The sequence below is a fragment of the Candidatus Enterococcus testudinis genome (assembly GCF_002140915.1).
GTDB lineage: Bacteria > Bacillota > Bacilli > Lactobacillales > Enterococcaceae > Enterococcus_D > Enterococcus_D testudinis.
Genome location: NZ_NGKU01000001.1, coordinates 244,420 through 258,114 on the forward strand (window position 1 = coordinate 244,420; position 13,695 = coordinate 258,114).

General features: G+C 40.2%; 13 protein-coding genes. 11 read left to right on the forward strand and 2 right to left on the reverse strand.

Annotated features, from left to right (window positions below; all coding sequences use genetic code 11):
* Positions 1-103 precede the first annotated feature (103 nt).
* The 5 genes from A5886_RS01220 to A5886_RS01245 all read left to right on the forward strand — a co-directional run bounded on the left by A5886_RS01220 (position 104) and on the right by A5886_RS01245 (position 4,978).
* Positions 104-823, forward strand: coding sequence for a spr1630 family ClpXP-sensitive toxin (locus A5886_RS01220; protein WP_086273268.1), 720 nt, complete (start codon positions 104-106; stop codon positions 821-823).
* Positions 824-855: 32 nt separating this feature from the next.
* Positions 856-2,013 (forward strand): spr1629 family repressor/antitoxin, encoded by a 1,158-nt coding sequence (locus A5886_RS01225; protein ID WP_086273269.1) that lies wholly within the window; start codon positions 856-858, stop codon positions 2,011-2,013.
* Between the two features lie 1,190 nt (positions 2,014-3,203).
* Positions 3,204-3,536: a winged helix-turn-helix transcriptional regulator gene (locus A5886_RS01235; RefSeq protein WP_086273270.1), complete on the forward strand. Its 333-nt coding sequence runs from the start codon at positions 3,204-3,206 to the stop codon at positions 3,534-3,536.
* 163 nt (positions 3,537-3,699) lie between these two features.
* The gene (locus A5886_RS01240) at positions 3,700-4,644 is read left to right on the forward strand and encodes an NADP-dependent oxidoreductase (RefSeq protein ID WP_086273271.1); all 945 of its coding nucleotides are present in this window, start codon (positions 3,700-3,702) and stop codon (positions 4,642-4,644) included.
* A gap of 13 nt (positions 4,645-4,657) precedes the next feature.
* Positions 4,658-4,978, forward strand: a complete 321-nt coding sequence (locus tag A5886_RS01245) for a YciI family protein (protein ID WP_218776621.1) — start codon at positions 4,658-4,660, stop codon at positions 4,976-4,978.
* 180 nt (positions 4,979-5,158) lie between these two features.
* Here the strand turns inward: A5886_RS01245 and guaA are convergent, their stop codons facing one another.
* Positions 5,159-6,724: a glutamine-hydrolyzing GMP synthase gene (gene guaA, locus A5886_RS01250; protein ID WP_086273273.1), complete on the reverse strand. Its 1,566-nt coding sequence runs from the start codon at positions 6,722-6,724 to the stop codon at positions 5,159-5,161.
* 77 nt (positions 6,725-6,801) lie between these two features.
* Complete coding sequence (gene coaA / locus A5886_RS01255) at positions 6,802-7,725, reverse strand: type I pantothenate kinase (RefSeq protein ID WP_086273274.1); 924 nt, start codon at positions 7,723-7,725, stop codon at positions 6,802-6,804.
* A 275-nt stretch (positions 7,726-8,000) separates the two neighbouring features.
* On the opposite strand from coaA, the gene A5886_RS01260 reads away from it, so the two are divergent.
* The 6 genes from A5886_RS01260 (at position 8,001) to A5886_RS01285 (ending at position 13,509) form a co-directional block, all read left to right on the forward strand.
* Complete coding sequence (locus A5886_RS01260; RefSeq protein ID WP_086273275.1) at positions 8,001-8,606, forward strand: class I SAM-dependent methyltransferase; 606 nt, start codon at positions 8,001-8,003, stop codon at positions 8,604-8,606.
* 150 nt (positions 8,607-8,756) lie between these two features.
* Positions 8,757-9,776 (forward strand): LacI family DNA-binding transcriptional regulator, encoded by a 1,020-nt coding sequence (locus A5886_RS01265; protein ID WP_086273276.1) that lies wholly within the window; start codon positions 8,757-8,759, stop codon positions 9,774-9,776.
* Between the two features lie 123 nt (positions 9,777-9,899).
* Entirely contained in the window at positions 9,900-11,201 is a 1,302-nt protein-coding gene (locus tag A5886_RS01270) for a pyrimidine-nucleoside phosphorylase (protein WP_086273277.1), read from the forward strand.
* Between the two features lie 14 nt (positions 11,202-11,215).
* Positions 11,216-11,878, forward strand: a complete 663-nt coding sequence (deoC, locus tag A5886_RS01275; RefSeq protein ID WP_086273278.1) for a deoxyribose-phosphate aldolase — start codon at positions 11,216-11,218, stop codon at positions 11,876-11,878.
* A 47-nt stretch (positions 11,879-11,925) separates the two neighbouring features.
* Positions 11,926-12,324, forward strand: coding sequence for a cytidine deaminase (locus tag A5886_RS01280; RefSeq protein ID WP_086273279.1), 399 nt, complete (start codon positions 11,926-11,928; stop codon positions 12,322-12,324).
* Between the two features lie 66 nt (positions 12,325-12,390).
* Entirely contained in the window at positions 12,391-13,509 is a 1,119-nt protein-coding gene (locus A5886_RS01285; RefSeq protein ID WP_086275951.1) for a BMP family lipoprotein, read from the forward strand.
* The last annotated feature ends 186 nt before the right edge of the window (positions 13,510-13,695 follow it).

A 13,695-nucleotide genomic window follows, 5' to 3' on the forward strand; every position in this document is an offset into this window, starting at 1 on the left:
TTCACTTTAAAAAATAATTGATTATTGTAGTATTTTATTTAAACATCAATGAATTTGGTATATAATTATACAAAATATATACTAGTTTGGAGCTGAAAGGATAATGAAAAGTGAGGTCTTAAAGGACGAACAGGCGCAATTAGTTGTTGATGGGTTACTATTGGGGTATAAGGAGTATTTAGAAATTCGACAAGAAATGAAAAACAAAATGCAAGTTTCTGGCGGCTTCGCTTTTACAAAAGGGAATTTTATTGACGATGGGGTTGCTAGAAGTACCAGTGCTTTCACAGAATATAAACTTGAGAAGGCTGGTGAGAGTTGGGAGTATTTAGAATTTTCATTCGGCAAAAAAAATCCCTCACTTTTCATTATCAAAAATGATTATCGTCTGCAGCAAACATTTTCAAAAAATCAACAGAAAAAAACGAGTGAATATCTTACAAATTATGCAAAAATAAATACACCTATCATACAGGCAGTTCGTCAAGGCCAGAAAAAAGTCCCGAATGTGTCTATTCAACTGGAATTACCACTGGATGAACCAGTTATTTCACATCAAGAGTTAGCGAGATATGAGCGGTTCTACATCGTCGTATACAAAACAAATGCAGCAAAAATTATTGAATCAGTATTACTCGTTTTGCCAGATGCTGAAACGAAAGAATTACACGTCATCCAAAATTTAACATCTTTCTTGCAAACCACCTCAATCATGATAGAGGATGAGGAGTATTCGGCAGTCGTAGGAGAGAATGAAGAAATTATTCAGTCTGAAGAGTATGAAATTACTCTTCCTAAAGAGGGAAAAGAAGTATCTAACTAGTTTCCTACGCAATGAAAAAGGGGAGAATAAATATGTTCCATGGAAAAAATCTGCAAGTTGCTAGAATGTTGCAGGGGCTTTCGCGTAAAGAACTTGGTGAAAAACTGAATGTGTCTGAACAGTCCATTTGGCAATTTGAGAAACAGATGATTGAACCGTCCTTTGAAAATATACTTAGAATGAAAGATATATTACAAGTGCGATCAGATTATTTTTTTGAAGCATTTGTGATAGAGCAAACCTTTTTCGAGACAAATGTTGCTTATCGAAAAGCAGACGCATCATCAAGAAAGAAAACCAATAGTGAAGTTGTTTATTTAAATGTCGCCGTGAAAATAATCAAATATCTTGAAGCATTTGTGAACGTTCCCCCAACTACTTTAGTAACGCTAAGAAATGAAGGTAGCAGAGGGATTTTTACAGGATGCTCAAATGAGCAAATTGAAGCATTCGCAGCGCATGCAAGATTATTTTTAGGCATTCAACAAGACAATAGCAATCTTTTATTGGCATTAGAAAAATCGGGCATCTATGTCCTAGAAAAGAATGTAGGCGGGAAAGCGGATGCCTATAGCGCATGGTCTATCGATGATGTACCGATTATCGTACTTGGCATAAAAAAGTCTGCTGTAAGAAGAAATTTCGACTTGGCACATGAATTAGGCCATTTGATATTGCATCCTCATGTTGATTTTGGGGCATTGGACAAAAATGAACGACAGGAGAAAGAAAGGGAAGCAGATTATTTTGCTTCATGTTTTCTGCTACCCAGAGAAATAATGCAAGATGAATACAATCAAATAAAGAAAATATCGAATCCTGATAGTTATGCACAACTAAAACTCAAGTATCATGTATCAATTCAAGCACTCGAAATGAGGGCATATAAATTAGGTTTTCTCACACCCCAACAGCACAGTTACTTTTACCGACAAATAGCGCTTAGAGATTACAGGACTGAGGAGCCTTTCGATAGAGAAATCATTTTGAAACGTCCAGGGAAAATTAGAAGTATTTTCAATTTGATTTTAAACAATAAATTGACTGATCTGCAAAATATAGAGAATGACTTTAAATGTCAAAGAAAACTCTTGGAAGAAATGTTCTCAATCGAATCAGCATTTTTTGCTCCATTCGAGAATCAAGAAAAGTTTACGGATTTGAATAATGTGTTTAGGGTTGAGTTTTGACATTTGCTCGAATTGATACAAGGAGTATAATCATTTTTAATAAACAAGCTTAGAAGGCCTGAATAATCAGTTGCTCTAAGCATGTTTATTTTTATAATTGTGATTACATCTTTGGTAAATAAAATGTGGAAATCATAAACATAATTATTTTGAAAGAGAGCATGATGAAAAAGTGGTAGTCAACTACCAGTTGCGTACCACTCAACACATTGCTATAAAAAGGAAATTACAAACTTAAAGACTAGGTTTTTACATCTTAAAAGGTTTGATTCGACAATTCTAAAAGAGTACAAAATCGAAAGAGTAGCTCTCGATACGAAACATTAATAAATAAAATAGACTACTGTAAGAAGCTGCAAAAAAAGATTTCAAGGCATTCGCTATAGTTGTTTGTGTCAAAAAGAGGACATACACTATGAATGGTTAGAAACGATACATATAGTGAAATTGTTTACTTAAAGGTCGCTGCCAAAATAAACAACTACCTTGAATCATTTGTAAACGTTACCCATAACACTTTGAACGATAAAATGGTTACCAAAAAGGTTACCAAATCAAAATAAAAAGCCTAGAAACACTGATTAATCAGCTTCTAGGCTTTCAATCTATACTATTCCCACTCAATGGTGTATAAAAAGATAAGAATCGGAAAACTTGATTTGAAGCTAATTTACTAGATTAAAAAAGTATAGTTTTGTGCTAAATTTATAAGAACTGTGATAAAAGTGTGATAACTGTTTTTTCATTTCAGTAAATTATATAAAAACTAGTAAAATAAAGTTAAAAGCTCATTTTCTTTTCTGTATCTATATTTACTTACGAAACACTGTGCATAGTCTGGATGATAATTTTTACAAAAATAAGGTACTCTATCAATCTATTAAATAAAGTTGACTTACTCATGAAAAAATACCTAGCTACTTCTTCAAGAAGAATTAAATTAGTAAGCACATATTTTAATGCTAAATCATTCGCATTAAGACACTAGCTCCAATATTAGTACGATGTCCTTTAGGTAAGTTTTCTGAAAACCACTCATTTTCTGAAATCATGTCAGAAAATGTATGTTCTTGCTATTTAGAATTAAGCGTTTATACTGATTTGTGTACTATTTTTTGATAGTACATAATCTTTTAGTAGTATTTAGAAAAAAGGTACTATTAAATTCAATAGTATTGGAGGGAATCTGTATGCAGAAAATAGAAGAGAATGAAATATTTGTAGATTGCCCAGTAGCTAGCGTTCAAAAGATCGTACGTGGTAAGTGGTCCATGGTTATCTTATCTTTTTTACGGAATCAAACACTACGTTTTGGTGAGCTTAGTCGTAAAATGCCCATGGTTACGCAAGCGAACTTGACAAAAGAATTGCGTATGCTTGAAAGTCACGGACTCATTCACCGTGAAGTTTATCCACAAGTGCCGCCAAAAGTTGAATATTCTTTAACGGAGATGGGCAGTAAATTTATACCAGTTCTAGATGCTTTAGAGAAATTTGCTTATACTTATGAGTTAGAAAATTAGCAGAGTGTTAAATCCTTGAAAAATTCAAGGATTTTTTTGTGCTTAAAAGCTGTATGATTGCCAAAATCTATTAAAAAAGATAGTACCTATTAAAAAATATGGTACTTTTCAAACTCTTGGTACAGGAACATAATAACATCATACTAAGAAAGAGGGTAATACTATGAAAAAAATGATGCTCACTCAATATGGATCTGTAGATGTTATGCAAATGATTGAAGTCGATATTCCCAAACCAGCGGCCAACCAAATTGTAATCCAAACAGCTGCAATCGGTGTGAACGATCCTGATATTATGATTCGTGCCAACGGTCCCTTTCCCACCATGCCAAAAGAAATAAAACCTGTCCTTCCACACTCTTTGGGACAAGATTTTTCTGGTATCATAACAGCTATTGGAGACGATGTAACCCGCTTTTCAGTGGGCGATCATGTTGTAGGTATGGCATTTATGAGTGCTTATTCTGAATACATTTTGTTGGACGAATCTGCAGTTGTCGCTACCGTACCAAAAGAGTTAGACTTGGTACCGTTAGGCGGATTTTTCCTTGGTGTTGCGACAGCTTATGGTGCAACGATTCGTGATGGTCAAGCAAAATCCGGACAAAAAGTGCTGATCCATGGTGGTGCCGGTGGTGTAGGGTCTAAGGCTGTTCAACTGGCAAAAAATGCTGGCGCTTATGTCATAGCAACGGGCAGCGCTGAACAAGCTAACTACATGAAGGAATTAGGTGCGGATGAAACGATCGACTATCAGACAGAGGATTTCACAAAATTAGTTTCTGACGTAGATTTAGTGGTCAACTTGACCGGTCCTAAAACATTGGAGAACAGCTATCAAGTAATTAAAAAAGGTGGTCGTGTAACTTCTGTTAATGCGCTAATCAATCAAGAAGAAACTGATCGTAGAGGAATTACTGGTATATATTCGATGGGATTCATGACTATTGAAGAGCTAAAAGAAGTCATTACTCTTTATAGCAATGGCAAACTTGATGTGCTTGTGGATAAGACTTATCCTTTTGAACTTGAAGCGATCAAGCAAGCACACCTGGATTTCGAAGCAGGCGGTAATACTGGCAAAAAGATTATCGTCTTTAGCAAATAAGGAGGAATTGACGTTGAATCTTTTTATCGCAACCTTAAAAACGCAAACAAGATATACTGAATCAGAAGCGTTTCAACAGGCAAAAAATATCCATGCGGATTATTATAAAGCTTTAATTCCGCAAGGGAAATTTCTTATGTCAGGACCAGCTTTGACAGAAGCTGGAGAATTTGATGGTGGTATCTTTGTATTTAGAGTCGAAAGTCGTGAAGTAGCTAAAGGGATTATGGCACATGATCCCTTGGTTCAAGCTGGATTTTCCAATTATAGCTTGATGGAATTTAACCCTATATTGAAACATCCTGCTTTAGAAGCAATATTTAGGATTGGTTAAATAAAAGATAATGAATTAGAAAAAAATCTCAAAAGACTCAATAGTTTTTTTGAAGACTTTCTACTTAATTTATTGTGCAAAATTGTTCGGTTAAAAGGAATAACTGTGATAAAAGTGTGATAACGAAAAAATAAACAGCCAACAAACATTGATTTAACAACGTTTGTTGGCTGTTTTTTATTATTCCCACTCCACAGTAGCAGGTGGCTTACTCGTAATATCATACACGATCCGATTCACGTGCGCGACTTCATTCACGATCCGAACACTGATTTTTTGCAAGACTTCCCAAGGAATACGGGCAAAGTCAGCGGTCATGCCGTCGATAGAAGTAACTGCGCGGATACCGACTGTGTAATCGTAGGTACGGCCATCCCCCATGACCCCCACAGAACGGATACCTGGCAAGACAGTGAAGTATTGCCAAATGTCGCGGTCTAAACCAGCATTGGCGATTTCTTCTCGTAAGATCGCATCAGAATCACGTACGACAGTTAGTTTTTCTTCGGTCAATTCACCCAAGACACGGATTCCTAATCCAGGACCAGGGAATGGTTGACGCCACACGATGCTGTCAGGCATGCCAAGTTGTGTCCCTAATTCGCGGACTTCGTCTTTGAATAATGTATTCAACGGTTCGATCAATTTGAATTGCATATCTTCTGGCAAACCACCCACGTTATGGTGTGATTTGATGGTTTGGGCTGTTTCTGTTCCTGATTCAATGACATCTGTATAAAGCGTGCCTTGTGCCAAGAAAGAGATACCTTCTTCGCCGGCTAGTTTTGTTGCTTCATCGTCAAAGACATAGACAAATTCATTGCCGATGATTTTGCGTTTTTGTTCAGGATCTGAGACGCCGGCTAATTTAGACATGAAGCGTTCTTTGGCATCGACTTTGATGATGTTCAAACCGAATTTACCACCTAAGCTTGCCATGACTTGTTCGCCTTCGTCTTTGCGTAGCAAACCGTGGTCAACGAAGATACAAGTCAATTGATCACCAATCGCTTTTTGTAAAAGGACACCCACGACGGATGAATCAACACCGCCAGATAGGCCAAGTAAAACTTTTTTGTCGCCGACTTGTTCACGGATTTTGGCAACTTCCATCTCGATGAAGTTATCCATTGTCCAATCACCTGTACATTGGCAAACATCGATTGCGAAGTGGCGCAACAAATCATTGCCGTATTCAGAATGACGGACTTCTGCATGGAACTGGATACCGTACATCTTGCGTTCAGCATGTTGGATCGATGCAATAGGGCAGTCTTTGCTGGTGGCAACGACATCAAAGCCTGTTGGTGCAGCAGTCACTAAATCACCATGACTCATCCAGACAGTTTGCTTGTCAGGTGTACTTTGGAACAAAGCTGCATCTGAAGACAATACGTCTAATTCTGCTTTTCCGTATTCACGGTTTTTGGCTGGCTCAACAGTGCCGCCTAATTTATAAGTAATCAACTGCATACCGTAACAGATACCCAAGATTGGGATGCCTAGTTCAAAAATTTTCTCATCGATACCAAAAGAGTTTTCGTCATAGACGCTATTTGGACCACCAGAAAGAATGATCCCTTTCGGATTCATCGCCTTGACTTCTTCAGCGGTAATGCGGTGGCTCAATAATTCAGAGAAAACACCGAACTCGCGAATACGGCGCGTAATCAGCTGATTGTACTGACTACCGTAATCGAGTACGATAATTTTTTCGACGTTTGGCAAGTTGTCAACGTTTGTCACAATAAATTACCTCAATTCTTTTAATTTTTATTGAAAAAAGGAAAGTCCTTTTCAACAGCATACTATAAAGGAAGTGGTCAATACTTGCGTAAGAACACTTCGTCGATCAAATGGTGCTTGGTTTTATGAAGAATTATATCGGCTCTGCTGCGTGTAGGCAAGATATACTCATGTAAATTCTTTAAATTCACATTTTTCCATACTTCTTTTGCCATTTTAATGGCTTCTTTGCGGTCGCCGATGGCATATTGGTAATAGTAATTGCTCGGATCTTGGAAAGCTGTATCCAACAGAGATTCGAATCGTTCCAGATACCATTTCTCGATCAACTCAGGCTGTGCATCGACAAAAATCGAGAAGTCAAAGAAATCACTGATATAGATCTGCTGGTTGGCAGGCAATTGCAGTGTATTGATTCCTTCAACGATCAGAATGTCTGGTTGGCTGATGATTTCGTATTCATCTGGGATGATATTGTAGACCTCATGAGAATAGACAGGGATCTTGATATCAGGCTCACCAGATTTGACGGCATTCAAGAAATTGATCAATGCTTCCATATCATAACTTTCCGGAAACCCTTTGCGGTCCAAGCTACCCTTGGCCTCCAAGACTTCATTCGGGTATAAGAAACCGTCCGTGGTGATCAGTTGGACATTTCGTCGAGGAAAGAGCCGTCCCAATAGGTTTTGCACAAGGCGTGCCGTGGTGCTTTTGCCCACAGCAACACTTCCTGCGATACCGATAATAAACGGCGGCATTTTGACATAGCGGTGCAAAAAGAGTCCTTTGCTGAGGGTCAATGATTCGAACTCTTTCATATACAAATGGATCAAATGGCATAGTGGTACATAGACATCTTCTACATCTTGGACAGAGATACGGTCATTCAAGCTCTTGATATTGTCTAGTTCGTCTTGGGTAAATGGCATCATGCCGTTGGTATAAAAACCTTGCCATTGCTCGCGGGGAATTTGGTAAAAATTCATGATTTCTTGCATAATAGGCTCCTTCTTTACATCCCGGTTCAACAAAGGAAACCGGTCATCGGCAGTTAGCCACTCTCGGCGAATTGCTTCTGTTCGAAAATAGTTTACCATATAAATGACCGCTTCCACGAAAAAAGACCCGAAATTTACCGCAAGAATGCAAAAAAAAATGATACATTCTTGCAAGTGAAGGGGAGGACGTTTACTTTTAGCAAATTTTCGGTATGATGAAAGGGAAAAGCGGAGATGGAAGAAAGCAAAAATTGGTTTAAAGAAAGGAAATGACGATGAGCAATCATTATTATACAGAAAACCCGGATACGGCCCATGACTTCGAGCAATGGTCCTTCGAATTGAAAGGCAAGCTGTTCCAATTTGTGACTGACAGCGGTGTGTTTTCCCGAGATACAGTCGATTATGGTTCCCGCGTGTTGATCGATAGCTTTGACTGGCAGAATCTGCCAGAAGGAACGCTATTAGATGTGGGCTGCGGCTATGGACCAGTGGGGTTGTCACTGGCGTATGCCAGTCAAAGACCTGTCGAAATGATCGATATCAATCAACGGGCGGTGGATCTAGCCAAAGGCAATGCGCAACGGAATGGCATCGAGCAAGTGGATGTCCACCAATCGAATATTTATGCTGATTTGAATCAAACAGCCTATGCAGCGATTCTCAGCAATCCGCCGATCCGCGCGGGAAAAGACGTGGTGCACGAGATTTTGACCGGCGCTTATCCACTGTTGAAAACGGACGGCACCCTAACGATCGTGATCCAAAAGAAACAAGGCGCCCCGAGTGCCCAAAAGAAAATGCGAGAAACCTTTGGCAATGCTGAAATCATCAAGAAAGACAAAGGCTATTATATTATCCAAAGTATCAAAGAGGCCTAGCCCCTTTGATACTTTCTTTTATAGCAATCGATTCAGTACGTAAAGGCCATTTTTTATGTGCTGAAAAAAAGAAAGTACAATGTGACAGGAATGGGTGCTATTTTTTTGCAACAAAATTTGCTACACTTTAGGCAAGAGAGGTGAGAAGCGATGAAAATGACAATCAAACAGATTGCCGAAATGGCGGGGGTATCCGTGACCACGGTGTCCCAAATTTTGAACAACAAAGGCAGCCGTTTTAGTGAAGAGACCCGCAAACGGGTATTAGATATTGTAAACAAGTATCACTATAAGCCGGATTTTTTTGCTTCAAATCTAATCAACCGCCATTCTAAGACGATCGGTATGATCGTACCAGATGTGACGGATTTCTTTTTTTCCAAAATCATTGAAGGGGCAGAGAGTTACTTTAACCCGTTAGGCTACATGCTGGTGTTATGCAATTCTCGCCATAGTCAGGAAAAAGAGATCCAATATTTGAATGAACTATCCCACCGCTCAGTCGATGGTATTTTGTTGGCGACACCGCATCTGCTGCCGGAGGCGTATTCTTTGAAGAGCGGTTTTTTTGATGATCGACCGATCATTCTTGTTGATCGAGGAATCAATCAAAGGGACAATGGCCGTTTGATCGTCAAAGAATATGAAGGGGCGTATCAAGCAGTCAACTATTTGATCAACAATGGACATCGCCAAATAGGCATGTTGAAAGAAAGTACCGGCTACTATCAATTAGAAGAACGCTTCAATGGCTACCGTCATGCATTGAAGGATCATCAGATCCCATTCAAAGGACGATACGTTGAAAGTGCGGAATTGACTGTTTCTGGGGGCTATGAGGCGACCAAAGCTTTATTGAAATACAAAGAGATCACTGCCTTCTTCTGCGGCAATGATGCGATGGCGATCGGCTGTTACCAAGCGATTTATGAAGCAGGGAAGAAAGTACCGGAAGATATATCGGTCATAGGGTTTGATGCGTTGAAACTATCTGAATATATCACGCCGCCGTTGACGACCGTGATGCAGCCGACCTTTGAGATTGGGTTTACTGCGGCCAAATTTTTAGTCGATGCGATTGAGTTTCCGACACGACGAATTCCAAATAAGATTTTTGATACAAAATTAATTATTCGTGAGAGCGTGGAGACATTGACAAGCAAGGAATAATGCGGTATATTTCTTCTTGTAAGTGTTTTCATAATTTCACGATATTTAGTAAACTGTTTTACTAAAGTAGTTTACCTACACAGAAATTATTGTATAATGTTAGAGGAAGCGAGGGTCATTTCGATGCGAATGGTAGATTTAATTGAAAAGAAGCGTGACGGCAAGTCATTAACGAAGGAAGAAATTGACTACATTGTAACTGCGTATACTGATGGAAGTATCCCAGATTATCAGATGAGTGCCTTGTTGATGGCTATTTACTATGTAGATATGACGGATGAAGAAATCACAAACTTGACGTTGGCAATGGCGAACTCTGGTGAAGTGATCGATCTTTCATCAATTGAAGGAATCAAAGTAGACAAACATTCAACTGGTGGTGTTGGTGACACAACCACCTTGATTTTAGCACCGTTGGTAGCCAGTGTAGGTGTCCCTGTTGCCAAAATGTCCGGCCGCGGCTTGGGTTATACGGGCGGCACGTTAGATAAATTAGAAGCCATTCCTGGTTTCAAAATCGAAATCCCTGAAGAAGAATTCATCCGCTTGGTCAACGAAAGCAAAATGGCGGTGATCGGTCAATCTGGCGATCTAGCACCAGCAGACAAAAAATTATATGCATTGCGGGATGTAACGGCAACAGTCAGTTCGATTCCATTGATTGCAAGTTCGATCATGAGTAAGAAAATTGCTGCAGGCGCAGATGCGATTGTCTTAGATGTTACAACAGGTGACGGCGCCTTTATGAAAAATATCGATGATGCCAAACGATTGGCAAAAACAATGGTTCGGATCGGTAAATTGGCCAATCGACAAACAATGGCCGTGATTTCGGACATGTCGCAGCCTTTAGGTGAAGCAATCGGCAATAGTTTAGAAGTAGTGGAAGCCATTGAAACCTTGCAAGGAAAAGGACCAGAAGATTTGACTGAGATGTGTTATGTATTAGGCAGTCAAATGGTCGTCTTGGCGAAGAAAGCTGATTCAATCGAAGAAGCACGTGAAATGCTGTCTGAAGCACTTCATTCGGGCAAAGCATTGTCCAAGTTTCGAGAATTGGTCGTTAATCAAGGGGGCGATGCCTCAGTGATCGACGAACCAGACAAAATCTTGACAGCACGATATGAGGTCGAACTGCCAGCCAAAAGCAGTGGCGTCGTAACGAAGCTCGTCGCAAATGAACTAGGGATCGCAGCCATGATGCTAGGAGCTGGACGCAAAACAAAAGAAGAAGACATCGATCATGCAGTGGGTATCAAATTGCACAAAAAAGTCGGTGACACGGTCGCTGAAGGCGAATCTCTTTTGACGATATACAGCAATACCGAAGCCATCGATGAGGTGATCGCCTTGATCGAAGCACACATTGAAATTGGAGATACCGGCGAAGAACCGCCGTTGATTCATGACATGATTACAGAATAAGGAGCGGATAAACAATGGAATTGAATCGAATGATCGACCATACGATATTGAAAGCTGATGCCAGCGAAGAGGATGTATTACGTATTATTGAAGAGGCAAAAACGTATCACTTCTATTCAGTTTGTATCAACCCAACGTGGGTTGCTTTTGCAGCGGAACAATTAAAAGGTGAACCGACAGCTGTTTGTACAGTGATTGGCTTTCCTTTAGGGGCAAATACGTCAGAAGTCAAAGCTTACGAAACCACAGATGCCATCAACAATGGCGCAGATGAAGTCGATATGGTCATCAACATCGGCGCATTGAAATCAAAACAATACAAAAAAGTGCAAGCTGATATTGAAGCAGTCGTAACAGCAGCGAAAGATAAAGCGTTAGTCAAAGTTATCATTGAAACAGCATTGCTAGACAACGAAGAAATCGTGAAAGCCTGTGAATTAGCTAAAGCAGCCGGTGCGGACTTTGTCAAAACATCGACAGGTTTTTCTACCGGTGGCGCAGTGATCGATGATGTGCGCTTGATGCGTGAAACTGTAGGCCCTGAAATGGGTGTGAAAGCTTCTGGTGGAATCCATAATGAAGCAGAAGCGGCAGCAATGGTTGAAGCTGGTGCCAACCGATTAGGTACAAGTGCAAGTGTAGCCATCGTGACAGGGTCAACAGGCGGCGGTTACTGATCATCCCCTTTTTCTAAAAGAAAAATATGTAAAGAATGAGGACAATCATGACAACAGCAAAAAAAGAATGGATCGAAACAGCCGTTGCGGCGTTAGACAAAGCTTATGTGCCCTACTCCAAGTTTCCTGTTGGTGCATGTTTGGTCGGTAAGAGCGGCACTGTTTATCAAGGAATCAATATCGAAAACGCCTCTTTTGGCTTAACCAATTGTGCGGAACGTACGGCATTTTTTAAAGCAATATCAGAAGGTGAGAAGGCATTTGACCATTTAGTTGTAGCTGGTCACACGCCGGAACCAATTTCACCTTGCGGCGCTTGTCGGCAAGTGATGGTCGAGTTTTGCCAACCCACCATGCCAGTGACATTAGTCGGGGACGATGGGGTGACCAAAGAAACTACGGTCGGCGAACTGCTGCCTTACTACTTCACCAATAAAGATTTATAAATCATGTTCATTCAGTCGATGCGGCTGTTGAAAAAAAAAAACTATATTTTAGGGGGCTTTACAGCAATGAAAAAAGCAAAATTATTTAGTTTAGGGATTGTTGCAGTAACTGGTTTAACATTACTAGGTGCTTGCGGCAGCGGCAACTCAGGTTCAACAGATTCAACTGGCGGCAGTGCGGCAGAAGGATCAACAGATGCAGCACACAGTGTAGCGATCGTTACCGATATCGGTGGTGTCGATGACCGCTCATTCAACCAATCTGCTTGGGAAGGATTGGAAGCATGGGGGGAAGAACATAGTATCGCGCGTGGTGTTGGCGGTTATGACTATGTTCAATCAAATGAAGCGTCAGAATATACGACAAACGTTAGTGGTGCCGTGCAAAATGGTTTCAAAACAGTTTTTGGTGTTGGTTACTTATTGAAAGATGCCATCTCAGCAGCAGCTGACCAAAACCCTGACACACAATTCGGGATTATCGATGATGTGATCGAAGGCAAAGACAACGTCGTTTCAGCAACATTTAAAGACAACGAAGCAGCATACCTTGCAGGTTTTGCAGCAGCGTACACAACAAAAACAAACAAAGTCGGCTTCATCGGTGGTGAAGAAGGCGTCGTGATCGACCGTTTTGAAGCTGGTTTCGAAACAGGCGTTGCTGATGCAGCGAAAGCTCTAGGCAAAGATATCGAAGTTGTAACTGAGTACGCAGCATCATTTGGCGATCCTGCTAAAGGAAAAGCATTAGCAGCTTCAATGTACCAAGGTGGCGCGGATGTTATCTTCCATGCTTCAGGCGGTACAGGTGCGGGTGTCTTCCAAGAAGCAAAAGCAATCAACGAACAATTGAGCGATGCTGATCTTGAAGACAAAAAAGTTTGGGTAATCGGTGTAGATAGTGATCAACAAGACGAAGGTGCATTCAAATCAGCTGATGGTACAGATGACAACTTCACTTTGGCTTCAACATTAAAAGGTGTTGGTGCAGCAGTACAAGATATCTCAACACGTGCATTAGAAGATAACTTCCCTGGCGGCGAACACATCGTTTACGGCTTGAAAGATGGCGGCGTAGACATTACTGAAGGATACCTTTCAGATGATGCTAAAGCAGCGATCGAAACAGCGAAACAAGATGTGATCGACGGTAAAGTAGAAGTACCAGAAACACCAGAAGACTAATGTCGTCTTTTATGTAGTGGTTTTGCCCCAATCATGGGGCAAAATCATTATGTAAAAAAAGAGCGACTATCTTGATGAAAGCCTCAGGTTTTCATGAGGATAGTAATCTTCCAAAGCAATAGCCATTATTCATGTGATACATAATCGATAGCGAAGCGAATTAGAAAGTAAGGATGTGAGAAATTT